The 24,823-nt window shown below is 64.7% G+C and carries 21 protein-coding genes, 1 tRNA gene and 3 pseudogenes; 13 read left to right on the top strand and 12 right to left on the bottom strand.

From position 1 onward, the window contains the following. Positions 1 to 27: 27 nt before the first annotated feature. The 3 genes from OIE40_RS11475 to OIE40_RS11485 all read right to left on the bottom strand — a co-directional run bounded on the left by OIE40_RS11475 (position 28) and on the right by OIE40_RS11485 (position 2,722). Positions 28 to 606 carry a P-loop nucleotide/nucleoside kinase family protein gene (locus tag OIE40_RS11475; protein ID WP_264702400.1) on the bottom strand — a complete coding sequence of 193 codons (579 nt, stop codon included), beginning with the start codon at positions 604 to 606 and terminating at the stop codon, positions 28 to 30. A gap of 123 nt (positions 607 to 729) precedes the next feature. Continuing rightward, entirely contained in the window at positions 730 to 2,016 is a 1,287-nt protein-coding gene (locus OIE40_RS11480) for an MFS transporter (RefSeq protein ID WP_264702402.1), read from the bottom strand. 55 nt (positions 2,017 to 2,071) lie between these two features. Continuing rightward, positions 2,072 to 2,722, bottom strand: coding sequence for a bifunctional 4-hydroxy-2-oxoglutarate aldolase/2-dehydro-3-deoxy-phosphogluconate aldolase (locus OIE40_RS11485; RefSeq protein ID WP_264702404.1), 651 nt, complete (start codon positions 2,720 to 2,722; stop codon positions 2,072 to 2,074). 122 nt (positions 2,723 to 2,844) lie between these two features. Between OIE40_RS11485 and OIE40_RS11490 the strand changes: the two genes are divergently transcribed. Continuing rightward, the gene (locus OIE40_RS11490; RefSeq protein ID WP_264702407.1) at positions 2,845 to 3,630 is read left to right on the top strand and encodes a DeoR/GlpR family DNA-binding transcription regulator; all 786 of its coding nucleotides are present in this window, start codon (positions 2,845 to 2,847) and stop codon (positions 3,628 to 3,630) included. Between the two features lie 111 nt (positions 3,631 to 3,741). On the opposite strand, the gene OIE40_RS11495 is transcribed toward OIE40_RS11490, so the two are convergent. Beyond that, positions 3,742 to 4,470 carry a hypothetical protein gene (locus tag OIE40_RS11495; RefSeq protein WP_264702409.1) on the bottom strand — a complete coding sequence of 243 codons (729 nt, stop codon included), beginning with the start codon at positions 4,468 to 4,470 and terminating at the stop codon, positions 3,742 to 3,744. A 1,193-nt stretch (positions 4,471 to 5,663) separates the two neighbouring features. Here OIE40_RS11495 and OIE40_RS11500 point away from each other — a divergent pair. After that, positions 5,664 to 6,053, top strand: a complete 390-nt coding sequence (locus OIE40_RS11500; protein ID WP_264702411.1) for a hypothetical protein — start codon at positions 5,664 to 5,666, stop codon at positions 6,051 to 6,053. 11 nt (positions 6,054 to 6,064) lie between these two features. Here the strand turns inward: OIE40_RS11500 and OIE40_RS11510 are convergent. Continuing rightward, positions 6,065 to 7,191 (bottom strand): annotated as a pseudogene (locus OIE40_RS11510) (zinc-binding metallopeptidase family protein). On the opposite strand from OIE40_RS11510, the gene OIE40_RS11515 reads away from it, so the two are divergent. Then, positions 7,175 to 7,849: a hypothetical protein gene (locus tag OIE40_RS11515; RefSeq protein ID WP_264702414.1), complete on the top strand. Its 675-nt coding sequence runs from the start codon at positions 7,175 to 7,177 to the stop codon at positions 7,847 to 7,849. The pseudogene OIE40_RS11510 and the gene OIE40_RS11515 sit on opposite strands and share 17 nt — an antisense overlap. Positions 7,850 to 7,949: 100 nt before the next feature. Here OIE40_RS11515 and OIE40_RS11520 read toward each other — a convergent pair whose 3' ends face one another. Then, on the bottom strand, positions 7,950 to 8,303 hold the full coding sequence (locus OIE40_RS11520; RefSeq protein WP_264702416.1) for a metallopeptidase family protein: 354 nt from the start codon (positions 8,301 to 8,303) through the stop codon (positions 7,950 to 7,952). A 225-nt stretch (positions 8,304 to 8,528) separates the two neighbouring features. Here OIE40_RS11520 and OIE40_RS11525 point away from each other — a divergent pair, with 225 nt between their 5' ends. After that, positions 8,529 to 9,881, top strand: a complete 1,353-nt coding sequence (locus OIE40_RS11525; RefSeq protein ID WP_264702417.1) for an SH3 domain-containing protein — start codon at positions 8,529 to 8,531, stop codon at positions 9,879 to 9,881. Positions 9,882 to 9,896: 15 nt separating this feature from the next. Here OIE40_RS11525 and OIE40_RS11530 read toward each other — a convergent pair whose 3' ends face one another. Further along, on the bottom strand, positions 9,897 to 10,433 hold the full coding sequence (locus OIE40_RS11530) for a hypothetical protein (protein ID WP_264702419.1): 537 nt from the start codon (positions 10,431 to 10,433) through the stop codon (positions 9,897 to 9,899). A gap of 154 nt (positions 10,434 to 10,587) precedes the next feature. Between OIE40_RS11530 and OIE40_RS11535 the strand changes: the two genes are divergently transcribed. Further along, positions 10,588 to 10,663: transfer RNA gene (locus OIE40_RS11535), tRNA-Glu, on the top strand. A 664-nt stretch (positions 10,664 to 11,327) separates the two neighbouring features. Here OIE40_RS11535 and OIE40_RS11540 read toward each other — a convergent pair. After that, positions 11,328 to 12,215: a toll/interleukin-1 receptor domain-containing protein gene (locus OIE40_RS11540; RefSeq protein WP_264702420.1), complete on the bottom strand. Its 888-nt coding sequence runs from the start codon at positions 12,213 to 12,215 to the stop codon at positions 11,328 to 11,330. A 59-nt stretch (positions 12,216 to 12,274) separates the two neighbouring features. Between OIE40_RS11540 and OIE40_RS11545 the strand changes: the two are divergent. Further along, positions 12,275 to 12,889, top strand: a pseudogene (locus OIE40_RS11545) (IS3 family transposase); the annotation flags it as partial. Between the two features lie 20 nt (positions 12,890 to 12,909). Beyond that, the gene (locus OIE40_RS11550) at positions 12,910 to 13,128 is read left to right on the top strand and encodes a tyrosine-type recombinase/integrase (RefSeq protein WP_264702422.1); all 219 of its coding nucleotides are present in this window, start codon (positions 12,910 to 12,912) and stop codon (positions 13,126 to 13,128) included. Positions 13,129 to 13,295: 167 nt separating this feature from the next. Here the strand turns inward: OIE40_RS11550 and OIE40_RS11555 are convergent, their stop codons facing one another. Continuing rightward, positions 13,296 to 14,525, bottom strand: coding sequence for a DUF4332 domain-containing protein (locus OIE40_RS11555; RefSeq protein ID WP_264702424.1), 1,230 nt, complete (start codon positions 14,523 to 14,525; stop codon positions 13,296 to 13,298). Between the two features lie 83 nt (positions 14,526 to 14,608). On the opposite strand from OIE40_RS11555, the gene OIE40_RS11560 reads away from it, so the two are divergent. After that, positions 14,609 to 15,370, top strand: a complete 762-nt coding sequence (locus OIE40_RS11560) for a hypothetical protein (RefSeq protein ID WP_264702426.1) — start codon at positions 14,609 to 14,611, stop codon at positions 15,368 to 15,370. A 61-nt stretch (positions 15,371 to 15,431) separates the two neighbouring features. On the opposite strand, the gene OIE40_RS11565 is transcribed toward OIE40_RS11560, so the two are convergent. Next, a complete protein-coding gene (locus tag OIE40_RS11565; RefSeq protein WP_264702428.1) occupies positions 15,432 to 15,857 on the bottom strand; it encodes a hypothetical protein in 426 nt (141 codons plus the stop codon). Between the two features lie 132 nt (positions 15,858 to 15,989). Between OIE40_RS11565 and OIE40_RS11570 the strand changes: the two are divergent. The 5 genes and pseudogenes from OIE40_RS11570 to OIE40_RS11590 all read left to right on the top strand — a co-directional run bounded on the left by OIE40_RS11570 (position 15,990) and on the right by OIE40_RS11590 (position 21,694). After that, a pseudogene (locus OIE40_RS11570) lies at positions 15,990 to 17,247 on the top strand (IS3 family transposase). A 310-nt stretch (positions 17,248 to 17,557) separates the two neighbouring features. Continuing rightward, positions 17,558 to 18,421, top strand: a complete 864-nt coding sequence (locus OIE40_RS11575) for a GntR family transcriptional regulator (protein WP_264702430.1) — start codon at positions 17,558 to 17,560, stop codon at positions 18,419 to 18,421. Continuing rightward, positions 18,409 to 19,131 carry an HAD family hydrolase gene (locus tag OIE40_RS11580; protein WP_264702432.1) on the top strand — a complete coding sequence of 241 codons (723 nt, stop codon included), beginning with the start codon at positions 18,409 to 18,411 and terminating at the stop codon, positions 19,129 to 19,131. Before OIE40_RS11575 ends, OIE40_RS11580 begins: the two co-directional genes overlap by 13 nt. A 329-nt stretch (positions 19,132 to 19,460) precedes the next feature. Next, positions 19,461 to 20,216, top strand: coding sequence for a hypothetical protein (locus tag OIE40_RS11585; RefSeq protein WP_264702434.1), 756 nt, complete (start codon positions 19,461 to 19,463; stop codon positions 20,214 to 20,216). A 320-nt stretch (positions 20,217 to 20,536) separates the two neighbouring features. Next, positions 20,537 to 21,694, top strand: coding sequence for a hypothetical protein (locus tag OIE40_RS11590; protein ID WP_264702436.1), 1,158 nt, complete (start codon positions 20,537 to 20,539; stop codon positions 21,692 to 21,694). 241 nt (positions 21,695 to 21,935) lie between these two features. Here the strand turns inward: OIE40_RS11590 and OIE40_RS11595 are convergent, their stop codons facing one another. Both OIE40_RS11595 and OIE40_RS11600 read right to left on the bottom strand, forming a co-directional pair. Beyond that, positions 21,936 to 22,943: a DUF6414 family protein gene (locus tag OIE40_RS11595; protein ID WP_264702438.1), complete on the bottom strand. Its 1,008-nt coding sequence runs from the start codon at positions 22,941 to 22,943 to the stop codon at positions 21,936 to 21,938. Positions 22,944 to 23,427: 484 nt separating this feature from the next. Further along, positions 23,428 to 24,774, bottom strand: a complete 1,347-nt coding sequence (locus OIE40_RS11600) for a sn-glycerol-1-phosphate dehydrogenase (RefSeq protein ID WP_264702882.1) — start codon at positions 24,772 to 24,774, stop codon at positions 23,428 to 23,430. Positions 24,775 to 24,823 lie beyond the last annotated feature (49 nt).

The following is a 24,823-nucleotide window of genomic DNA, read 5'->3' on the forward strand; positions in this document are numbered from 1 at the left end:
GGGCGGGCGAGTGAGCGTGGCGTTCGCTCAGCCGCCAAGACGTTCGAGTTCGGCGACCAGGCCGTGGACGTCGGGCCGCGAACCGGTGTTGTCGATGTACGCATGCTCGGCACCGATCCAGTCGCAACGCACGTCGCCGGCCTTGCCCCAGAACTGGTCCCAGTGGGCGAGCTTCCAGGCGTCGCGCGCCAACCCCCGCGACTTAACCCGCCGACGGATCTCCTCGCCCTCGACCTTCACGTGCACCACCACGGGGGTGACGTCGCTCCCCCAGCCCATTCGCTGGCGTGTCTCGACGACGAAGCGGTCGTGCGGCAGGTAGCGGCCGAAGGGGGCGTCCAACACCACGGAAAGGCCGAGCGAAAGGTTGTCGCCGGCGACCTTGAGGATGGTGTCGTACTCCAGGTTCATCACGTGTTCCTGGTAGTAGGTGTTGTTGTCCCGCTCCTGCGGGTCGGTGCCGGCCAGGCGGAGCAGCGCCTCGGTGAAGCCGGTGCAGGTGGTGTCCTTGTCGATGTAGGCGGCACCCAGCCGCTGCGCCAGCAGTTTGCTGGTGGTCGACTTGCCGCTTCCGGCTGGGCCGACGACGAAGAGCAACAGGGGCATGGCGACGATCTCCTTCGATCGGGGGCGGCTCTTGGCCCGGGGGTCCGACCTGATCGGACAGTAGTTCGAGGCCGGCCTGTGGGCCGCAACGGCGACCCACAGGCCTCGGGGGTGGGAAGGCTCTCAGGCCTGGCTGGAACGGTCCTTGACGAAGACGCCGTACGCGACGGCGCCGACGAGCAGCAGGATGCCGCCGACCACGAACACCATCGTGTAGGAGTTGGTCGCCGCCAGGATGGCGCCGGTGACGATCGGTGCCACTGCCGCGCCGATGAAACCACCGAAGTTCTGGATCGCACCGAGCGAGGCCACCTGGTTCGCGGGGGCGACGTCGGCGGCCAGGGTCCACAGGCAGCCGATCGGCACCTGCGCGGCGAAGTAGCCGATGCAGAGCAGGGCGATCACCGTCGGCACGTTGGTGACGAAGGCCGCCGGCAGCACCGACGCCGCCGCCAACACTGCACCACCGACGATCGGGATCTTGCGCGCCATCACGGTCTGGACGCCGCGCTGCACGAGGCGGTTCGACAGCCAGCCGCCGAACAGGACCCCGGCGATGCCGCAGGCGTAGGGCAGCATGGCGATCCAGCCCATCTGGCTCAGGGTGAAGCCGAGCGCAGTCTGCAGGTAGCTGGGCAACCAGGTCAGGTAGACCCACACCGTGTAGAAGATGCCGAACGCGCCGATGATCATGAACCAGGTGTTGGAGCGCTTGAACAGCTCGCCCCATCCGACCTGCTCACCCTTGTCGGCCTTGGCGTCGAGGTCGGCGGTGCCGTGGATGGCGACGAGTTCCTGCACGTTGGGGTCGCGGTAGAACCGGAGCCAGAGCAGAACGACTACGATGCCCAGAGCACCGATGATCACGAACATCAGGCGCCAGCCGGTGGCCAGCAGGAGCGCCACCAGCAGCGGCGGGGCGATCGCGTTGGCGATCTGCGAGCCGGTGTTCACCACCGCCACCGGGACGGCGCGCTCCTTGTCGTTGAACCACCGCTGGTTGACCTTGAGACCGGCGGTGAAGAACGGCGACTCGGCGATGCCGAGCAGCACCCGCAGGGCGTACATGACGCCGAAGCTGTTGGCGGTGGCCATCAGGGCGCCGACCACCGACCAGCTGGCGGCCGCCCAGGCGAACATCCTCTTGGGGCCGAACTTGTCCACCAGGTAGCCGGCGGGCAGGTTGGCGATGGCGTAGGGCCACGAGAAGGCCGACAGCAGCATGCCCATCGCCACGGCGTCCAGGCCGAACTCCTTGGCGATGGTGGTGTTGGCGATGCTCAGCGTCGAGCGGTCGAGGTAGTTGACCACACCGCCGATCACCAGCAGGGCGACGGCGCTCCATCGTAGGACGTTGATCGACTTGGCGATCGTGGGATTCGCCGTGACGGCGGTTTCGGGTTGGGTCATTGTCCACTCCTTTGTGACATCAAGTGCCCGGTCTTCGACGGGGCGGTTCGTTGGGTTAGGCGGAGTCGCGCGCGGTGGCGATGGCCGCCAGGAAGTCCTTGGCTGCCGCGGTGACGCGGGCGTAGTCACCATCGGGGCGGGCCGCCTTGGTGATGGCACTGCCGACGCCGACCGCGACGACACCGGCGTCGAACCAATCCCCCACGTTGTCGGTGTTCGCGCCGCCGGCGGGCAGGATCGGCGTCTGCGGCAGCGGCTCGAGCACGGTCCGGACGTAGTTCGGGCCGACGATGCCGGTCGGGAAGAGCTTCACGATGTCGGCTCCGGCGGCCATCGTGTCCACCATCTCGGTCGGGGTGAAGGCGCCGCTGATCGACAGCGCCTGATACCGGTTCGCGACCGTGATCATCTCCGGGTTCAGGTTGGGGCTGACCAGCACCCGCGCGCCGGCCTGGATGCAGGCGAAGGCGGACTGGGCATCCAGCACGGTGCCGGCGCCGACCGTGACGGTGTCGCCGAACTCGGTGGTCAACTGGCGGATCACGCCGAGGGCGTTGGGGACCGACAAGGTGATCTCGAGGGCTCGGACGCCCCCCTCGACCGCGGCCCGTGCCACGGCGAGCGCTTCGTCGGCGCTGGGCAGACGCACGATCAGGAGGGCGCCGGTCTGCTCGATCGCGCTCCAGGAACTCCATGTGGTTAACATTGTTTAACACTCTAGAACATGGATTCACAGTTTGTCACGCCGTTCGTGCACTTCGATGGCTGCAAACTTCACAGGACTTCACATGGGTCGGGTACTGTGGCGCAGAGACGAGGAGTTGCCCGATGACGACGCCGATGATCCCCGAACAGCGCCAGCAGGAGATCCTCCGGATGCTGCAGGGCGCGGGGGTGCTGAGCACCCGTGAGCTCACCGACGCCATGCAGGTGTCGCACATGACCGTGCGCCGCGACATCGCGGCACTCGAATCCTCCGGCCTCGTCACTCCCGTGCAGGGTGGCGTCCGGCTCGTCGACCGCCCGCTCAAGGAGCCGCCCCGCGACCGCCAGCTGCGCAGCACGCTCGAACTGCCCAGCAAACGCGCCATCGCGGCTCGCGCGGCGTCGATGGTCACCGACGACAGCGTCGTGTTCCTCGACGCCGGCACCACCTGCGAGGCTGTGGTGCCGCATCTGCTGACCCGCTCGAACCTGACCGTGGTGACGAACGACTTCACCACGGTGGCGGCACTGAGCCCGCACGCGCACATCGACGTGATCCATACCGGCGGCCTGGTGGACCATCACCGCCTCTCGGCGCACGGGCCGCTCGGCGTGGCCGTTGTGCAGCAACTGGCGATCGACCTGTACCTGATGAGCGCAGGAGCCTGGGCCATCGCGGAGGGAGTCACCGTCCCCGAGGCGGACACTGCCCTGTTGAAGAGGGCCGTGCTCGAGGTCAGCCATCGCAGCCTGCTGCTTGCCGACAGCACCAAGCTCGGCGCCTACGAGCGTTATCGGGTCGCACCGTTGAACAGACTGGACGTCGTGGTCACCGACGACCGGATCTCCGCCGAGGCCGTGGCCGGCATTCGCAACCTCGGTCCCGAGGTGGAACTGGTCAGCGCATAGCGACACTGCGTCCGCCGCCGTGGGGTGAGGGCAACGGTGATGCAGTTATGCACAGGCCGCACAAGAACTTTGCGGAACCGTCCTTGGCCGGCTCTAGCGTCTTCGCATGACTCACCCCCGACGCCTGCTCGTGGCCCTGGTCGCCACCCTCGCCACCCTTGCCGGGTGCACCGGTGAGGCGCCCCCAGCAACCTCGCCGCCGGTCAACGCCCCCGCGCTTCCGGGCGTCACCTTCACCGGATTGCCCGACCGCGGCGTCGGCGTCCGAGCCTCCATCGACGCGCTGGTCAGCGACGGCTCGACGATCCTGTCGGTGCAAACCGTCGACGGTCTCCAAGCGGTCCCGTTGCTGCGCTCCTCCACCGACGCCGGCGCGACCTGGACCGACGGCGCGCTCAGCCCCGCCGCGGCAGAGGCGACCCAGGTCGGCGAGGCGACCCTCGATGTGGCCGCCGTGACTCCTCGTGGAGAGGGACGCCTGTGGCTGGCGATGGGCCAGAAGCGTGATTCGCTGTTCGCCTGGACGAGCAGTGAGGCACGCAACTGGGAGCGGACGCCGATCACCGGCATCCACCCGGCGAAGGGTGAGCGGGTGTCCTCGGTGGCCGGCCTGGACGACGGCAGCTTCATCGCGGTCGGCGGGCGCATTCTCGACGAGAAGAATCTGCCCCGGGTGTGGACGTCGCCCGACGGCATCGCCTGGACGGCCCAGAAGGTTCCCGGTGAGGGCTGGCTCAACGAGGTGACGGCGTCCGGCACGCGCGTGGTGGCCGTCGGCAGCCGCGGCCTGCCCGCGTTGAAGAACGGTCGCTCGCAGTACTCCCTCCTGTTCACCTCCACCGACCGCGGGGTGAGGTGGAAGCGGGTGTCGGTCCAGGAGCCGCCCTCGTCGAGCAGGTTCGTCAGCTACCTCACCGACGCCGTCGCGACCGCGTCCGGTTTCGTCGTCGGCGGCAGCTTCTTCGACGGTGTCAACGACACCTACCGGCCGTTCCTGCTGTCGACGACCGACCTCATCTCGTGGAAGGCCGTGCTGTCCCTGCCACGCGTGGGCCAGGCGTCGCACCTGTCCGAGTTGCTGCGGGTCGGGTCGGCCACCGTCGCGCTGCAGTCGGTCTCCTCATCCGGCGAGAAGGACCGCCTGCGGGTGTCCTACCTGTTCGACGACGACCGCAGCTGGACGACTGCGTCCAGTCCGGGCAGCGCGCAGAACCTGTCCACCTCAGGCGGGGTCGCGGCCGGCGACACGGCCGTGCTGAGCGTCACCATCGATGGCAACCCCACCCACGACCGGCTCTGGCGCTTCGACAGCCCCGGCCGGGTGAACCAGGTCGACATCGAGCCGCCGGCCGACAGCCGGACCAACGTGCAGCCCCACTCACTGTTGGTCGCTGACGGACGGCTGACAGCCTTCGGCCTGGCGCAGGGGACGCCGGCCCTGTGGCCCGCAGACGGGGGCTCGTTCGGCGCTCCGGTGGCCGTGCCGGTGGAGTCGAACGAGTCACTGGACCGCATCCTGTGGAGCGCCGACGGTGGCTACCTGGCCACCGGCGACGTCGACGGCGGCAACGCGTTCGTTCGCCGGTCGAAGGACGGCACCACCTGGCGAACCGTCAAGCCGACCACGTTCAACAAGGTTTCGCAGTACCACTGGTCGACGATCAACGATGCCGTTTGGGCACACGGCCGGTGGGTGGTGGTCGGCGCGAAGAGCAGCAACGGTTCGGTGCGCGAATCCGGGCTGGTCTACACCTCCGCCGACGGCGGCTCGTGGCAGCAGGGCGGGCCGGCCCGGGTCACCGCGCGCGGCGACTGGTACGACAAGAAGTCACCTCTGGACGACCTGCACGGACTGGACAACCGGGGCCGGCAGCTGGCCTCGGTGATCGGCGTCGACCGGGGACTGATCGCGACGGGTTGGACGATGAAGGAGAGCGACACGCGGCCCGCCGCCTGGGTCAGCACCGACACCCGCACCTGGCGGCTGGTCGGGCTCGACTCCGGCGGCTACCCGGACGCCGTCCCCCGGATCGGTGCAGCGAGTCGGCACGGTGCTGGTCGCCCAGGGCTGGGCGCGGGCCGCGGGCGCGAGCCGTGTGGTGCGTGCACGGTGGCGTTCGACGGACGGTGGCCGGCACTGGCGCTTCACCGCCGTCAAGGGCGAGCGTGCGGGCTGGGTGTCCACCAGCAGCGACACCGAGTTCCTACAGGTGGTGACCGCCGACGACGAACGATCGGTGACGCTGTCCCGCTCCGCCGACGGCGTCACCTGGCACGAGACGCCGATCGCGATCGCGGGGCTGACCGAGGGCATGGAGGTGTCGGTCGGCGACGCCGTCGTCCACGACGGCGCGCTTCACCTGCTGGTCACCCTCGCCAACAGGCTGGACGCCGTGACCGTCGTCCAACGGGTCGAGCTGTGAGCGTCGGGGGCTCAGGCGTCCACGAGCGGCTCGTCCACCCGCGATATCCGCACCACCTCATGGACGAACTCGAGCTTGTCGGCCACGGGTTCGGCGATCCGGAACGGGTACAGGTCACCCTTGCCCATCGCATGGTTGGCCCGGTTCAGCAGGTGCGACACCCACTGCCAGTCGTCGAGCGCCTCCCGGAAGGGCAGGTCGGCGTACGACGTCCGCGGCTGCACCTCACGTGGCAACACCGGCAGCCTGCTCGGACTGAGCTCCAGGCCGCCCGTCGCCAAGATCGCGAGCGTGGCCAGGATGTGTTGATAGTGGCGAACGTCTCGGCGAAGTCCTCCCACGGATGCATGGTGGCGTAGGCGGAGATGTGCCGCTGCGCCCAGTCCTCCGGCGCCCCCTGCTTGTGGTGCCGGTCGATGGCGTCACGGTACGACGCCCGCTCGTCACCGAACAGGTCGCGGCACCGATCGAGCAGGGCGCCGCCCGGCGTCTCGACCAACTGCCACTGGTAGTAGTGCCCGACCTCGTGGCGGAAGTGCCCGAGCATCGTCCGGTAGGGCTCGTCGAGCCGCACACGCATGGTCTCGCGGTAGTCGTCCAGCGATTCGGCGAGGTTGATCGTGATCAATCCGTTGGCATGCCCGATCCCGACCAGCCCCTGACCGGACTTCGACGACAACAGGTCGAACGCCAGGCCACCCTCACGCACCCGGTACGGCACGACCGGCAGCCCGAGGGCGGCGAGGTCCACCAGCAGCCTGCGCTGGGACTGCTGGGTGTCGGCGAGCGTGGCCAGCGCAACAAAATCGTCGGGGTCCGGACGCCGGCGGATCAGCCGGCACGCGTAGCAGGACGCCGCCTGCGCCTTGTGCGGGACGGCCCAGTTGCACGCCCAATCCCGTCGCGCGCAGGGGTGATGGGTGCTGTCGTCGGTCAGCCTCAGCGGCCGAGCCGCCACCGGATCGATCATCACCGCGGTGTCGCAGCGCCAACACGACAGGCTCTCCAGCCACAGTGGGGCTGAGCACTCGGGGCACGGCAGCAGGCGCATGGCCTCAGCTAGTGCGATGGGCGCGGTACAGAGCGCGTCACCCACACTGCACAGCGGGCACACTGGAGCCATGGACTGGTGGGGCATCGCGGTGATCCTGGTGGTCGGAATTGCCGTGGTGGTCTACGGCTACGTCGACGACCGGCGCCGCACCCGCGAACGGGACGCCGCCATGGCCGCCCCACCCAAGCGCGACATCCCGCAGTTCGAACCGGACGCCGAACCGCCCCAGTACCTGAGCGAACTCGAGGCGCGCACCCGGCCGGCCGGCCTGCCCAGCACGGAGTTGTCGGACGCCGAGCGCGCAGAACTGAAGAGCGCACTCGGCTCCGCCCCCCGCATCGACGCCGGCCTGGCCGGGGACCGCTTCGTCACCGACCCGGCGTCCGGCTGGGCGGTCGCCGCGCAGCCGCTGGTGGCCAGCTTGGCCGACCCGGTCGACACGGTCCGGGAGCTACTGCCCCTGCTCGAGAATGCGCAGCGCAACGGACGCAGCCTGGTGCTGACCGCCCCGTCCTTCGGTTCCGCGGTGCTGGACACGCTGGCCGCGAACACCGTGCGTGGCAAGGCCCAATGCCTGCCCGTGGCGGTGTCGGCCGACCAGTCGTCGCAGGTCACCGAACACACCCTGGCGCAGCCGCTCAGCCACGCCGACTTGCAATCCGGTTGGGTGCCGGACGACCATCTCGGCACGGTCGACAGCTGGGTGGCCGACCGGCACCACAGCTGGCTGCTGTCGTCCTGAGCCGTCCCGCCGCCGGGCACAACCAGCGCACAGGTCTCAACCAAACCTCAAGATTTACTCAGCCTCGCTTCAGCCCTTGCGGGGAAGCGGCCCCGTGCGATCAGGCGTACCCCAGCTCGTCGAGCTGATCGTCGTCGATGCCGAAGTAGTGGGCGACCTCGTGCCAGACGGTGATCCGCACCTCGTCGACCACCTCGTCCTCACTCGCGCACAGGTCGAGGATGGCCTCGCGATAGATGACGATCCGGTCCGGCAGCACGCCCGAATACAGAGAATCGCGCTCTGACAAGGGTATTCCGTCATAGAAGCCGAGCAGGTCCGAATCGGGTTCGGGGGCCCGGCCCTCCACCACGACCACACAGTTCTGCACGAGTTCGGCCAGGTCGTCCGGGATCAGATCGAGTGCGGCGTCGACGAGTTCGTCGAACCGCTGCACACTCATCGTCACGGGCACGGCACCACTGTACGAGCGCGCGCCGCACAGGAATCACAAATCTGTAGTTTTTCCTGAGAATCCGGCGTGTCGACTTGCATGTCAGAGTGCATCCCCTTGCGAGCCCTGTCGTTACGGATGGGACGCCATTACTCTCCTGCGCAACATGAGACGGAACGAGACGTTCGCGGCGCGATCGCCGCCGGCGTCCGACCGTCACGACCGCAGGGCAGCGAGAGGACCACCATGGGCACACGCACCGGCGCCACCACGCGCGCCCTGGTGGCCACGGCCACCAGCATCGCGATCAGCTTCGGCCTGGGTGGCGTCGCCCTGTCCACCCCCGCGGACGCCGCGACGGCCTACGTCGCCGTCAGCGCCGTGTACGTGCGTTCGGGCCCCTCGACCTCGTACAAGATCCTCGGCACCCTTGCCACCGGACAGAAGGTGACCGGCACCAGCACCAGCAGTGGTTGGGTGAAGGTGAGCTTCTCCGGCGGCACCGGCTACGTGTACGGCAGCTACCTGAAGAAGTCGTCGAGCACGAGCACAAGCACGGCCGCCACCCGGATGACCACCGCAGACGTGAACCTACGCACCAAACCCGACCTGAGCAGCACGGTGGTGAAGGTGCTGGCCAAGGGCACCACGGTCTCCACCACCGGCACGACTTCGGGTCGGTTCAGCCAGGTCACGGTCGACGGTGCACTGCGGTGGGTCTCCACCGCCTACCTGGGCGATGCGACGAACGAGTCGCTGCCCGCGGTGAAGTTCCAAGCCACCACCACCGCACTGCTCGCTATGCGGACGAGCCCGGCGATCAGCGCCACCTCGGCCGGTGACCTCAAGGCCGGAACGACGGTCGGCCTGACCGGCACGCACTCGGGCAGCTACTCGCAGATCGTCTACAAGAGCACGGTCGCGTGGGTGCTGAGCGGCTACCTGACCACGACCGGTTCGACGCCGAGCCTGCCGAAGGCGTCCGGCAAGCGCTACGTGTCGGTCGACGAACTCAACATCAGGGCGACATCGGCCACCGACGGCACGGTCATCGACACCGTCACCAAGGGCACCGTGCTGCTGATCACGGGCCTGACGAAGAACAAGCGCAGCCAGGTGATCTACAACGGCGCGTTGCGCTGGGCCTACAGCGCCTACCTGTCCAAGACCAAGCCCAGCTCGTCCTCGGGGTCGGGCTCGAGTAGCGGCGGCAGCCTGGGCAGCGAGAGCCTGGACCGCACCAACGCCTACGCCAAGGCGATCGTGCGACTCATCCGGGACGAGTTCCCGCAGATCACCACCATCTACGGTTGGCGGATGTCGAGCTCGTACTCCTCCGATCACCCCAGCGGACGGGCGATCGACCTGATGATTCCGAAGTACACGAAATCGTCGGGCAAGAAGCTCGGCGACGCCATCGCGCTGTTCCTGCAGCAACGGCACAAGAAGCTGCACATCCACTACCTGATCTGGCGGCAGCGCAACTGGAACGTCGAGCGCAGCACCAGCCTGACCGCCTGGCGGACGATGGAGAACCGCGGCAGCGACACCGCCAACCACCTCGACCACGTCCACGTCAGCGTCTACGACGTGGACTGATCAGGACGCCTCCGCTCAGGCGGGACGGGCCTTCGCCGCCCGCGACCGATCCGCGATGTAGTCGCGCAGGTCGATCGGCTTGACCCGGTAGGTGTGAATGTTCGCGATCGCCACCCACGGCCTCTTGCTGGGCTTCCCGGCCAGTTCGATGCCGCCGTCGGCGTCCACGATGAGCGACCGGCCGGCGGGACCGAACCGCAGAGCCGTGATCGAGCGCAGCTGAATGGTGCCCTTGCCGAACGCGGCGTGGGTGTGCACGGCGTCGTTGTCGATGGTCAGGATCGGCCTGTTCATCGAACTCGCCAGCCATCCCATCGCGCCTGCGACGATCAGGAACACCACCGCCGTCACCGCCCCGCCGACACTGGCGCGCGGACCGAACAAGGTGCTGCCCAGCAGCAGCGCGATACCGATCAACACCACGACCGACACCCAGACCAGGATCACCCACACCTGCCGCGGCCTGGTGCCGACCACGTCCTCACCCAGATCGGGGAACGGCTCCAGACCGGCCGGCAACGCCACGCCCCCGGGTTGCTGCTGCTGCGTCATCTGACCTCCATCGTCTGCGCCTACCGCCCAGCCTGCCGCATTCCGCGGGGCCCGGCGCGCTTCGGGCCCAGTGCGGATGCCGTGCGCACGATCGCCGGATGCCCCGCCGCCTGTTTGGGGACGCCCCGTGCGACCGGTATGGTTCTGCCGTCAGGTCCCCATCGTCTAGCGGCCTAGGACACCGCCCTTTCAAGGCGGCAGCGCGGGTTCGAATCCCGTTGGGGATGCCAAGGTGAAAGGCCTAGTCAGAGCACGATTTGACCAGGCCGACCCACCGAACCTAACTGGCCCATCCCGCACTGAATCCCGCACCAGCCGTTGTCCAGGTGCAGGAGTGGGCCTGTAAGCCGGATTGTGTTCAAGGCTGCGTTGGTGCCCGGCGGGCCACGTTGGGGTCGTTGGGAAGTGATGCGTGACTAGGCATTTCGCCGTTGGCGAGGTTGGGGCCCGTTGGTAGGGGTTGAGAATTTCGCGGACTCCCTGCGGACTCCCACCGCGGCTGCTGCCGGCGCGGAGCCGGCAAAGCAGGTGTGGACCCCTCTGCGATCGCAGCGCTGCAGCAAGCACTCGGCACCCCCCAACCAGGGAAGATGGCTAAAGGGGCTTGGGGGCAGCTGGGTCCACGATCCGGCACCTGAAAGCCCCTTCTCCCCTTGCCTGCACCCGCATCGGCTGACGACCCCGACAGAACTGTCACCAAGCCACCGCCACTCTCCCTCACCTACGCCAGCACACCTTGACGCGGCCGCCCGCCACCGGGGGCTCGACGGACGTCCGCAAATGTCGATGATCGAGCTTGTCGAGATCTCCCGCCCACAAGTGCGACTCACATGGGACTAATAGGGACGCTTGGTCGGATCACTCGACCAAAGCCGAGATCCGTCGAACTCGCGATCATTCGTTGAACCGATGGTCCAGTCGTCCGAGTGCCTCACGAACGCCTGCCTCGTGGGCCGCTTGCTCTGCCGCTCGGAGCTCATCTTCGCGCCGACGCTGGGCTATCGACTCGCCATACTGGCGGTTGGTTTCGTCGAGGGCAAGTTTCAGGGTTTCAAGATGGTATTTTTCCACTTCCTCGATCGTCGTGCCGGATAGAACGAAGCGGTCGCCCGCCACGTGACCATTGCCGGGCCGGTGCATAGTCGTGAAGCTCGGTGGTCGATTCCAGTTCTTGACCAACAGTTCGCTCCATGCCAGGTTCGGGCGACGAGAGAGAATGAATGGAACCGTGTACAGAGCCGATCCACGGGTGCCGTCGTTGCGTGGCATCGTGATACCCGCTTCGTCGATCCCGATGAGGCGGATCGGTGTGTAGGGCGATTCTGAACGTGTTGGTGCCTGCCGCTGACGTCGCGGTGGCAGTGGGGCCTGCGGCGCTAGGTGCTTTTGTATGGCCCGATTCAGCTCGCTCGCAATGTCGTCGGGGCTCTTACCGACGGCGTCCAGATAGAACTTGTCAGCGAGGCTTGCGGGCATCGTCACGCGCTCCAGGCGTACAGGGATGACGGTGATCCCCTCGCGACCGATCTCTCCCGTCATGGCCAGGGAGATCTCCTTCTGGCACCAGCTGCTTGCCACACTCGCCGGGGAAACGAACGCAACGAGGAAGTCTACCTGGGCGATAGCGCCCGAAATGGCTTCCACCAGGGAGTCGCCGAGCCGCAACTCACCCTCGTCGATCCACAAGCGATGACCAAGCTCAGTTAGGCGAGCGGCAACCTCACGCGCGATATTGGCGTCACGATGGTTATAGCTGACGAAGACGCTGGCTGCCAGCTCCACGTTCCTTGGGGGAGTGGACACGCTAATCCGAATCTCATAGTTGGTACTCACCAAACATAGCGAGAGAGTCCGGACAACGCCGGCAGACTCAGAGAACGCCGGTCCACGACGACCTGTGCGCCGTCACTGATGAGAAGGGCCGGACCCGGCACGAGTTCACCGCACAGAACCCGAACGAGTTGTGGATCGGTGACATCACCGAGCACTGGACTGGTGAGGGCAAGCTGTACCGGTGCGCGTTCAAGGACGTGTACTCCAACCGGATCGTGGGCTACTCCATCGACAGTCGGATGAAGTCCCGCCTCGCCGTCACCGCCCTCAACAACGCCGTCGCCCGCCGCGGTGACGTTGCCGGTTGTGTGGTTCACACCGACAGAGGATCGCAATTTCGAAGCCGGAAATTCGTCGGTGCGCTCAACCGGCACCACATGCTCGGATCCATGGGCCGGGTCGGTGCCTGCGGCGACAACGCCGCCATGGAGTCGTTCTTCTCCCTGCTTCAGAAGAATGTCCTGAACCGGCGCACCTGGGCCACCCGTGACGAGCTCCGGATCGCGATCGTGACCTGGATCGAACGCACCTACCACCGCCGCCGGCGCCAGGACGGGTTGGGCCGGTTGACCCCCATTGAGTACGAGACCATCATGACCACGACAGCCACTCAGGCTGCGTGACTAACCACTGTCACCTGATCGTGCAGCAGACCCCCGCTGGCCGCGACGACCTGCGCTGGCACGACCTTCGCCACACGGGCGCGACCCTTGCTGCGCAGGTCGGCGCAACCACGGCGGAACTGCAAGCCCGGCTTGGGCACTCCACCACGGTCGCGGCTCAGCTCTACCAGCACGCAGCGAAGGACCGCGACCGCCTCATCTCCGAGCGGCTCTCGCGCCTAGTTGAGAGAAGCGAGTGAGTGGCCAAGCGCAACACTGCGCGCTCGGTGTGCCGATCGCCCTGTCCACCCGTTCCGGCACGCAATTAGTGGCAGCGTCAAACGCATTGTGGGGTTTGTCAGACGGGGCCGGCCCGTCTTGAGGCATGCCCAGCTCGTGAACTGTCGATCACCAGGGCCATTACCCTTCAACGGGACCTTACTGAACGCGTGACTGGCCTTCGCGGTCGGGTGGTTTCCGTCCGGGGCGGCTCTACCTGCTTCCTCCGATGGGTTCCCTCTGCCTGGAGCTTTCTGGCACCTTGGACCAATGCGACCAATAGGTTCGGCGGGATGCCGCGGGCCTTTCCGCGCCGCTTGATCTTTCGCGCGAGACCCGCCGGTTCCTGTTTGGCCAACTTCTGTATGGAGTCGACCCCCAGATCGTGAAGAATCGCCGCATACCGTGGCGTGAGTCCTTCGACTAGAAGCAGTTCGCTCGGGGCTTTGGGCGACGGCTTAGGGGGACGGCTGCGAGTGGTGGATGATGCGGAGCTGTCCTTCTGCACCACTCTCGCGGGCCGCAATGACCTTGGGCCAATGGCGAGCTGATACCACTTCGATGCCTCATCCGTGAGGCCCTCCTGGCGCGTGAGGTCACCAAGACGCCACATCAGTCCTGGATCGCTGGACGCGGCGAGTGCCTCGACGTATACGGTCCTGGCTCCGACGGGGTCCGTCCCGATAAGTTGATCTGCTTTCCGGTGCGCGACGGAGACGAAGTAAGGACCATCGATGGGAACACCGGGGACCGGCATCTGCTGCTGAGTCGTCGGCTCGTCCGAGCCGAGAAGAAACCTGGCTGCGGTCGCCTCGACAATCGAACCCCGGTTCCGCCAACTCTGGAGACTTATGTCGATCTGGTCCTCGGTGACAGTTATCGGGCTGTCAGGCACGCCCGCCCCCTCAGTTCGGCTGCCCCCGGCAACAGAATCCAGCTGCTTGCGGTGAGCGACGATGTCCTCAATCGCAGCGTTCGGGTTGCGGGTGAGGAACTCAGTCATCGCCTCCGACCGAGCCTCCAACGCCTCGACGTCAGGACTGGACGCCGCGTGCACTGGCAGTTTGGCCGCCACGAGCATGCCGTAGACCTTGTGATCACGCGTGACAAGCGAAGGCAGCCCGCCAACGGCCTCGTTCACCGCTCGTGTGGGGGAGGCTTGGTGCATCGCCCGAGAACTCAGCTCAGCGGTGTCCACGTGTGGCAACGCGTATGCGGCCGCGATCTCGGTGGGTACATCGGGCTGGAAGGCGGCAACCACATCGCCGAACCTAGAGACGAAGACCGTGCGGCCTGCGGCCAGCGCGTCGAACACACGGTTCACTTCGCTCTTCAGCGCCGAGACGGGCAGGATGATGTGGTCGCTGGTGTTCGCCATGGCGTCCTCACCTCCAACTCACTTTGACCAGCACTATCTACGACGCTACCACGGTACCGTCATGTGACGGTATCCTACCAGCCATGGAGCTGTACAAGGACCTGGCGAAGTTCTGGATGGCGTTTCTACCCGTCACGTCCGTCGTAGCGCTTGGCGTGCCACTCGTGCCGACAGTCGAGCAAATCACTCAAGTCGGCTGGATCCCCTGGGTGGGCGTGCGGTGGCCAGTCCTGGTGGCGTTCCTCGTTGCGTTGGCGGCAGTCGTGGCTATGTCGGTGCTTTGCGCTAGGGTGCTCGCTTCTGAGCCGACGCTCGTTGACACGCTACTGAGCGACACGAACTGGCTGTCAGAAGCATTCAGCAAGTACGGGGTTGGACGGCCCTACTTCCTTGACTCCTCAAAGTTCCTAGCAGCAGAGCTAGATTCGCGAAAAAGGGACGTGAACGGAGAGTATGATAAGCGTGCCTCCGCGGTGAACGAGGTCACGGCAAGAATTTCGGCGTTGTCCGCCGACCTCAACGCAAAGGCGAAGTTCAAGGCTTTTTGGTGGGTGTTTTGTGTCGGCATCGCGGTGATGCTGGCGGCGATCCTCTTCATTCTCGGCGCCTCGGGACCCAATGTCGTCGTTGTAGTCATCGAGCCGACGCCGGTTCAACTGCACATTCCTGCCGATCAAGTCGCGGCCGTTGGGGCCGAAACAGGTTGCACGACTCCACAGGCCGTCTCCGCGGTCGCCGTGGGCGGAACGTGGGCCAAGCCGCAGTTGCGCCTGTTTGGCTCCGGATGCTCCGATGCTGAGTGGTCGCCGCGACCTGATCTGAAGATCATCATCACGAAGGTCTAGCTTCACCCTTCGGTGGGATGGGTTCCCGCTAGAGCGCGGGCCAATAGAGGCTCTTGCGGCCTCAAGCCGCCGGCCAGTCGTTATCGTAATAGATACTTTGCTTTCGCCAGACCTGGAAGTCGGCTATTCGGCAGTTGTAGATGTCCCACGCTGGACCGTTATGCAGGTCCTTGATCAGTACAGGTGTTCCTCGCAGATCGCCTTTGATTGGCGACGCCCCGAGTTCGGCCGTTGTTCTGGCAACTAGAGTAACTATCAAGACACGGTCGGCGTCACTAGACGTGTCCACGATTGCGAACTGAGCCAAGTTCGTGTTGATTGGTCCCGGGATCACGTCGAGCGGAGGCGCAAGCGTGACTGGTATGCCATCAATGAGTTTTGCCGCGAAGTCTCTGAGCTTGGGCGTGGTCCCCGCGAAGTGCGCGCCGAAGTGTTCGGACAGGCGCCGAGTTCCAGCCGCCGCTGGACCCACAATTCCCCTTCCCACGGGTCGAACTGTAGCCTGAGTCTGGGGGACCGAGCTCGGGTATTTACGGAGACATGCGACCGTTGCCGTCCGCAGAAAGGTTGAACCGCCCCGGCATGTCCGGAGGCTCCGAACCTTGGGAAGGTTGGAGTCATGTCAGGGAACACACACAAGAGGTATCCGGCTGAGCTGAAGCAGCGGGCGGTCCGGATGTATGCCGAAATCAGACCGGACCAGGTCACCGATTGGGCGGCGATGGCCCGAGTGGCGGAACTACTGGGCATCTCGACCGCGGAGACGGTGCGGAGTGGGTGCGGCAGGCTGAGATCGATCAGGGTGACCGGCCCGGCATGTCCAGCGAGGAGTCGGCCGAGATCAAGCGGTTGAAGCGGGAGAATGCCGAGCTGAAACGGGCCAACGCGATCCTGAAGGCCGCCTCGGTTTTCTTCGCGGCCGAGCTCGACCGGCCCGGGCAGTGATCGTGGACTTCATCCGCGAGCACGCCAACCACACACCCGCCGAGGGCGGGCTGCGATGGGGAGTGGAGCCGATCTGTACCGTGCTGTCCGAGCATGGTGTGACGATTGCCCCGTCGACCTACTACGAGTGGCGCGACAAGCTGCCCACCAAACGGCAGCGACGCGACACCGTGCTGCTGCAGCACATCCGCCGGGTCCACGCCGACAACTTCGGGGTGTATGGCCCGCGGAAAGTATGGCTGTCGTTGAACCGGGAAGGGATCCCGGTCGCCCGCTGCACCATCGAGCGACTGATGAAAGCCGCTGGGCTGGCCGGAGTGGTGCGTGGCAAGGTCAAACGCACCACCATCGCCGGCGTCGGTCCCAGGCCCGATGACCTGGTCAAACGCAAGTTCGAGCCGTTGGCTCCCAATCGCTTGTGGGTCGCGGACTTCACCTACGTGTCCACCTGGGCCGGCTGGGTGTTTGTTGCGTTCGTGATCGACGCCTACGCCCGCCGCATCCTCGGCTGGCGCACCGCGACCAGCATGACCACCGAGTTGGTCCTCGATGCCATCGAGCAGGCCATCTGGACCAGGCAACAAGACAATCGTGACCAGTTCGACGATCTCGTGGCCCACAACGATCGCGGCGTCCAATACCTGTCGGTGGCCTACGGCCAGCGGCTCGCCGACGCGGGCATCACACCGTCGGTCGGCGCCGTCGGCTCCTCCTATGACAACGCCCTGGCCGAGAGCATCAACGGCCTGTACAAAACCGAAGTGATCCGCCGCCAGGGACCCTGGCGCAACCTCGACACCGTCGAGATCGCCACCGCGACATGGGTCGATTGGTACAACCACCGCCGCATCAACCAGTACTGCGGCGACATGCCCCCAGCCGTACTGGAACAAGTCCACTACGCTCAACAACAACCCTCAGCAGCAAGCTGAGGAAGCCAAACCAGCAAGTCTCCGGACACGCCGGGGCGGTTCACGTGATCTTGTCCCGCGACTGAACCCGGTTCTCCTTCGTCGACGCATCGAAGTCGACCAACGGTGACACCGCACCGACTACACCCACCCCATGCGGAAACACATCCTCAAACCTCACCGCGAACGGCCCCTGAACAGACATCTCGACTCCCTCTTCCCTCAGGTTGCCTATGCACCCTGGTCTTATTTAACACTGTACCAACTTGCCTAGCCATGTCAAGCGTTGACTAAGTGCACTAGTTGGCTAGCGTGGCTCTACCCTGTTCACATGACCGATGAACCGGACGCCGCCTTGGACCCCGATGACCCAAGGCCGCCATACGTCCAAGTGGCGACCAGGCTGCGAGCCGCGATACTCACAGGGCGTGTAGCACCAGGGGAGCGCCTCCCCAGCCAAACCGAGCTCGCCAAGCGCTACGGCGTGGCTCGAATGACGGTCCAACAGGCGCTCCGACTGCTCAAGGACGAGTACCTCGTCGTGTCACGGCAAGGAAGCGGGGTTTTCGCTCGTCAACGTATGGAGCGGCCAGTGGGCATTCGTCCACATATCGAGGCGGCCTTCACCGAAGACGCCGTCACTATCGATTTCGCCGGCTACACCGGGGAGACGCTTGCCGGTTCCCTGCTAGAGCCAATCGACAAGATCCGCGACGGGCGCCTTCACCCCAGCACGATCACGCTGAGGATGATGTTGGCAGACATGAGCCGGCCAATCGCCATCCCCTCCAGGGCAGGCGAAACACCGGGTGACGATCCACGGATTCGCCAACGCATGGCGAAGACCACCGATCGCTATGCAGGAGGCCTCGCCGAGAGCCTGAACGAACTTCAGCAGCTTGGCCTAGTCGCGGAGGTCCAAGTAGCCATTCGCGTCCACAGTGCTGCGCCGCTCTTCAAGCTGTACCTAATCAATCACCACGAGGCATTCATTGGCTTCTACCCCGTCCACACGCGCACCCTTACCATCAGCGGCGAGGCAGTTCCTGCCTTCGATGTTTTGGGCAAGGACGCTCACTTGTTCCACCACTCAGCCGATACGGACCCAGAATCCCTGGGCAGCCTGTACGTGACCGAAATGGAGAACTGGTTCGAGTCCGTCTGGCATACGATCGCTCGGCCATGGCAGCCGTGAGGTTCCAAGATGGCACCAAGCGCGACGACAGCGCGGTCGTTGCCGTCCTTGGCGCAACCTGGCCACTACTGTTGGACTTTGACGGCCCGGTCACACCCATGTTCGTCGGCGGGCGGAACCTGATGGTGTCGGACTTGATGCGAGCCCAAATTCCCAAAGGAATTGCCGTCCCGGTCGAGATCAACGCGACGGTAGACCCGCTGGCGGTCCTCCGCTGGTGCACTCGCTACGCGCCAGCCGACGTCGCAGCCGCAGTTGAGGCGGCCGGCGCTCGCGGGGAGTTGCGGGCGGTCGCAGAGTCTGCGCTCACGCCTGGGGCCGGCGAACTCCTGGCCGCCTGCCGGGTCGTTGGTAGACCAGTCGCCATCGTGAGCAACAACGCCATCGAAGCGATCGAAGCCTTCCTGGATCGACACGGCCTGAGAACGTCGGTAGACCACATCGCGGCCCGAATCCCAGGTCACGCCGAGTTGATGAAGCCTCACCCAGACTCCCTAATCCGCGCCATCACTGCACTCGACGCCGAGCCCGAGCGCTGCGCTCTGGTTGGCGACGCTGTGACCGACGTTCAAGCGAGCAAGTCCATCGGTGTTCGCGCCATCGGATTTGCAAAGACACAGCGGCGCGGCCTGGAGCTCGCCCAGGCGGGCGCCGAGGCAATCGTGGATTCCATCGGCGCACTGGCGGCCACTATTCGAAGGATTCCCTAACGAACAGCAATCAGGGCGGGGACGCATCTCTGTTCAATCATGAGCACGGTCAACCTAGAGCGCCGCTGAGTGAGTCAGCTACGATCGACCGATTCAACCCAGCCGCGCAGCCCCTGGGCATGCACCCAGGACGAAGCAATCGCCACACTCGAGGAGGGAGTGATGTCGTGAGTGCCGAGCAACGCGTGTGCGAACTGGTCATGCTTACGCCGACTGGATCATCGCCACGACCATGAGCCTATCGTAGTGGCTCCCCTGGGAGAGCGGACTCCAGCGCGTCGGACTCCGGGCCACATTGCTCCCACAATGGGGCGCCTGAGGGCCGGAAGATGGACCAGGCGGTAGTATGCGGCTCCGAAGCCGTCGCGACCTGGTTGATCCATGTCTCCTCGGACATGTGCCCACTCGGCCGCATCGGCGGAGCAAAAACTCAAGGGGGAAACCAAATGCATCGTGATAGCGGCGTTGCCGCAGTGGCGACGTTGCTAGGGGGTTTCGGACTTATGAATGCGCTCTACGTATTCTCGGAGCCCGACGACACGAGAGGCCTGTACTCATACTGGTCAGCAACACTGGGAGATGCAATCGCGCTGCCCGTCCTGGTAGCCGCCCTGGTGGAAGCCCAGCATCATTTGTTGCGCGAAAGGATGACCCCGTGGGCCATTGGCGTTGTGGGTGCAGTTCTGGGCGCTGCGGGTGGTCTGACCACCCAGATCGCATGGCTGGCGGATCCGAATCCCGAGACGAACTGGACCCTTCCGCGGCCGCACACCTTCACGACCGCGGGCTATTACCATGCCGCGTTTACGATTGCGATTTCTGCCGTGCTGGGAGCGCTGATTGCACGAGTTGCATGGCTCAGCGGATACACCTTCAAAGCCGGTAAGCAACTTCCGCCGTCTGCCAAACACGCCTTAATGATTGCGACGGGCGCGATCACTCTATTCGCCCTACTCGCGACAGCTGACAACCTACGCAATCTTGATCGCGCAGCGAGCACAGCAAGTCTGAAGGTCATAGCGACAGCAGCCGGCGTTGTCGCCGCCGCTGGCTCCGCAGTCCTGTGGCTACGAAGGAAGAAGTGACTGTACCTCTCGCATCGGCCCTCATGGCCATCGGAACCATTTGCCCAGCAATATGGTTGGGCACCTGGAAGCGAAACGGGACCACGTGGGCCGAGCGTTTAGTGTGGATCGCTAGTGGAATTCTCATTCCCTTACCTCTCCTGATCGCAACAACACAAGGCGCTGGCGCGCTCCTGGAACTACGACGGGCGGCATTCATCTGTACCGCACTCTTAGGAATCTGGTGGTTCCTTTTCGCCCGCGCAGTCACAAGGATACTGTCACCAGGATTCGCCTTCGGCGACCTCGAAACACTCCCCCGCGAGGATCCCTGGGGTGACATGGTTGATATGCGCCGAACAGAAGCTCAGCTCGGCCGCACGGGCACGCGCGTGGCGGGTTGGATAAATGGCCTATTCTTTAGCTTACTCTTTCCGGTCACCATCGTGACACTCGTGGAACGCGTCACCAACTGGCCCACCCTTGCAAATGGTGTTATCTGGGCGCTGTATTTTGCTCTTATCGGGAACTGGATGTTTCCCACATACCACGCTGTTGTGGCTCGATTGAGCATACTCCCCGATCACAGGAGCAAGGATCGAGCAATCGGCGCGCTGTATATGGTATATGTCGGGCAGGCAGGCTCCATCACGATCCTTTCGGCTGCGCTCTTCTTCGATCAGGTAGCAACTACCTGGATTACAATGCTGAGCCGTGAAGCGTTCCTGGTTGGAGCCTATCTGGCGGGACTAGTACTCCTTGTGATTGCCCTCAGCTCACCCCGTCATCGAACAATGTTGGCGGCATACGCTTCAGCCCTCGCTCTCATCGCAACTGTTTGGGAGTTCGTGCACCACCTTCCCGGGTTCGAGTGGTATCCATTAATGATAGCAACGGCGGCACCCATCGCACTTGCAGATTCCATCAATTGGAATGGATTTAAACACCATGGCCGCACAATCACTAAGCCAGCAATATTCGCGGTCGCTGCAATCAGCTTGTCTTGCGGACTTTCCTTGTACCTCGTCGCCGAATGGGTGGTTACATCCTTGCCCTATGCCAGTCGCGACCACGTGACCATCTGTTTCGCATTCGTGGTCCTTGGCTGGATGTACTACTGCCTAGCCGCATTGGCTATAGCGACACCGGACCAATCTACGATTGTGCGAAGCGACAACGGCCCGGTTTTCAATGTGTGCCATGATTCACTAATCTATGCCGGATCGTTACTGATGGGGTTCGCGCCGGTCGCCGTGTTTTCTCGAATCGGCGTCGACTCGTCCGCGGAATCGCGCGTCAGCCTCATAGCTCTAGTTGTCTATATTCTGACAGCGATAATCTTGGCTGCTGAGTTCATAGGTGAAGGGAATCGACACCGCAAGACTCAGAGCGTGGGCGGTCCGAAAGACCTGGACCGCCGTATGGTGTATCAGTGGACTGCTGTCGGAGTCATGATCGCCAGCGGTTGGTTGTATCTCGTCCTCCTTATCTGGCACTAGTTTCACGCGTCCCCGAGCCAATAGTCATGATCCAGTCGGCCCACACCAGCCAACGATCGTCGAAGGTGATGAACCCCGCGCAGCGCGCGACCAAGGCGAACGGTTGCACCCTGCTCTGCTGATTCTGGCTCTTGTAGGTCAAGGCGCGGCTCACGCCGCGCAAGGCTGCGGTCCGTGTCCTCGCTCCGCTTCGCTGCGCTGCGGGCCGGTCCTCGCCAGCCTGAAGTTGGCCGGGCGGAAGTCAGCTCTCACCGTCCTCGACGTACCCAATCCCGCGGTAGACGGCCAACGGGATCAGAGAGAATCCCGGTGCTGACGGCAGATCTACCATCCCTCGCGATGTCGCTAGAAAGTTCCCGACCAGGTCCACGAACTTACCGCGGTTAACACTCCCATCAGGATCCGTCACGTCCACCACGGCGGCTGGCGCAATCCGACTCCCAAACTGCCCAATTATTCCGACGACTGTCCACTCTTGTTCAGCAAGACCGTAGCGCGAAAACAAGATCTCTGGCGATGAGTCCATGAAACGACGCCCCGCCTCCAACCTCGTACTTATGATTGGCCCTTCTGCTCCAAGGGGTCGGAGCATGAGGTGTGCTCCATCTTGAAAGACTCCGCGAGTGATTCGAATAAGACCGGCCAGCTGAGTCCGCTCCGTACCCATTACCGGAATGATTTCCTCAGCGGGCAGATAGTCCTCAGGATAGATCGGTTGTGCAGGTGCGCGAGGGCTGCGTGCATCTCGTTCTGCCTTCTTCTGAGCCGGAGTTTTCGCTTTTGGTGGAACGATCGGCTTGACAGGCTTAACCTCGCCATTGCCCGTAATTCCCATGCCGTGCAACCCGACCGCTGCAGTGGCGATTCCCACAATCGCATCTGATATTTGTTTGGGATGAAAGAGCGTACCCGGAGACGTGATGCGAACTATTTGGCCTGCACGCGCGATATCCTCAATGCTATTCCACGTCTCGGACTCAGCGAGTTCCGTGGAAAGATCGCTGAGCATGCCAAGTGTCTCTAAGTCAGCCTCAAGATCCTTGAACAATCCGTCTGCGAGATTGCGTTCAGTTTGCTCCTCGGCTCCAACCTCGGCGCTGCCACTCAAGACCTTGAGGTCGAAGCCGGCCCGCTTTCGTCGCCCGGCTACGTTGATCGCCTTCTCGGGGATACCATCGTAGAGCTGTCCAGCTAGGCCAGAAACTCGGTCGACATCGACATATATGTATTCACGTAGGAACACAACCATCTCCCCTATTAAACCCCGAGCAACACATGCATTAAGCGAACGCGTTGACATTCAGCGTAAGCATAGACGAGTCCACCCCCAAACGGGGCAGCTCCACATGAGACTAGGCACCCTGCTCCACAAGGCGACCCGAGCACAGTGGAACCAACGCAAGCGACCCACGCCCACAGCATCCTACGGATCGTTGATCGCAGACAACACTGGGGGGAGGTCGGCGCTTAGCCGCGCCCGTCGTTCAGCACCGCCCCACCAACGAACGTCCTCTCACGCTGACGACACATCAAGGCCCACCCCCCATCGCGACGCCCACCCTGGGACACATTTCGGACACAAGCGGGCCAATCGAGTTCCCCGTGGTGCAAGCCTGTGAAGCCTTGCAAGGCTCAGACCCACCAATCGTAAGTCTCTTCGAGCAAGTCGGTTTGCCCTTTCAAGGCGGCAGCCCGGGTTCGAATCCCGTTGGGGATGCCAGTTCTCCCTCGGCTCAGGTCCACAGACCGCCGGGCTGAAACACCTCGTCGACGAGTTGGTCAAACCAACCCAGTTCACGGGCCAGATCGAGCACGCTGTACCGCGACCGGTAGTAGACGGCGCCGAAGAACGTCTCCCTGACCCTGTCGGCGGTGAGCCCGATGTCCTCCGGCGCGCTGGGCGCGCCCGCCTGCCTCAGCATCGCCTGCAGCTGGTGTGCCGGGACGAGTTGTCGCACCAGTCGTTGGTGCAGGGCGTCCCACTGCTCGAGGACGCCGCCGAGCCGGACGGCCAGGGCGTACCGGTCGAGGTACTTGGCCCGGGTCTCCTTCAGGCAATGTTCGGCCAGGGTTCCGCTGGTCCGTGAACGGATGTCGGCTTCGACGCTCGCCCAGTCCGGCCAGCCGACGAGCGCGCGTTCGACGTCGTCGGCTGTCAGGGTGCGGGCGAGGAAGCGTTCGTAGAACGCGCACATCGCCAGTGTCCCGATGGCCACTTTGAACCCGTGCGACAGCGGCGGCTCGCGGTCCTGGCCGAGGTGCTCGAGTTCCCACAGGTGACTGAAGTAGTGCTCCGCACCGGAGGCCGGCCGGGTGCCGCCGTACACCTGCATGGCCAGGCCGGACAGGATCAGCCCGTTCACCAGGCCCGAGTACGCATCGGGGTCGCCGGCTGCGAGCGCCTTCGGCTGGGCCAGGACATCCGCGACCCCGCCCTGCACGAGTTCCCAGGCGAGCGGATGCAGCGGTTCCCAGCCGACGGCGTCCGACAACAGCCAGTCGGCGCCACCCGGGATCTTGGCGGAGAGATCGCCGTAGCCGGCGGCGACCATGCTTCCCGGTGCGGCGGCGGCCACGTCCAGATCGAAGAGGACGACCCTGGGTGCCGGACACGGCATGGTGACCTTCACCCCGGCACGGGTCATCGGCGCGCCGAAGCCGGTGTAGCCGTCCATGGACGCCGCAGTGCCCACCACCGCATACGGCTGCTCGAGTTCACCGGAGGCCAGCTTGACCAGGTCGTTCAGGGTGCCCGAGCCGACCGCGACACCCACCGCCCCGGCACTGCGCAGTCGCTCGCGGATCGTCTCGCAGTGCTCATAGGCGGCGTACAGGGCCGGGCTGCCGGGAAAGATCAATGGCGCCGCGACCTCGACCCCGGCGCCGCGCAGGGAGGCGTCCACCGCCTCACCGGCGGCTGCCCAGGTCCGCTCGTCGGCCACCACCAGCATCGGTTGATCCGCAGTGGCCATGGCATCACGGATCAGCGCACCGCTGCGCGGCAGCAAGCCCCGGCCCACCTCGACCACCCTGGTCTGGTCGGCCTGCGCCAGGCCCTTCTCGATCATCTCCGTGTTCACCGGTGCGGACTCCTTCGTGAGCGCGGACACGTGCCTCGACTACCCAATC

This window comes from Micropruina sonneratiae (assembly GCF_025972045.1).
GTDB classification, from domain to species: Bacteria; Actinomycetota; Actinomycetes; order Propionibacteriales; family Propionibacteriaceae; genus Micropruina; species Micropruina sonneratiae.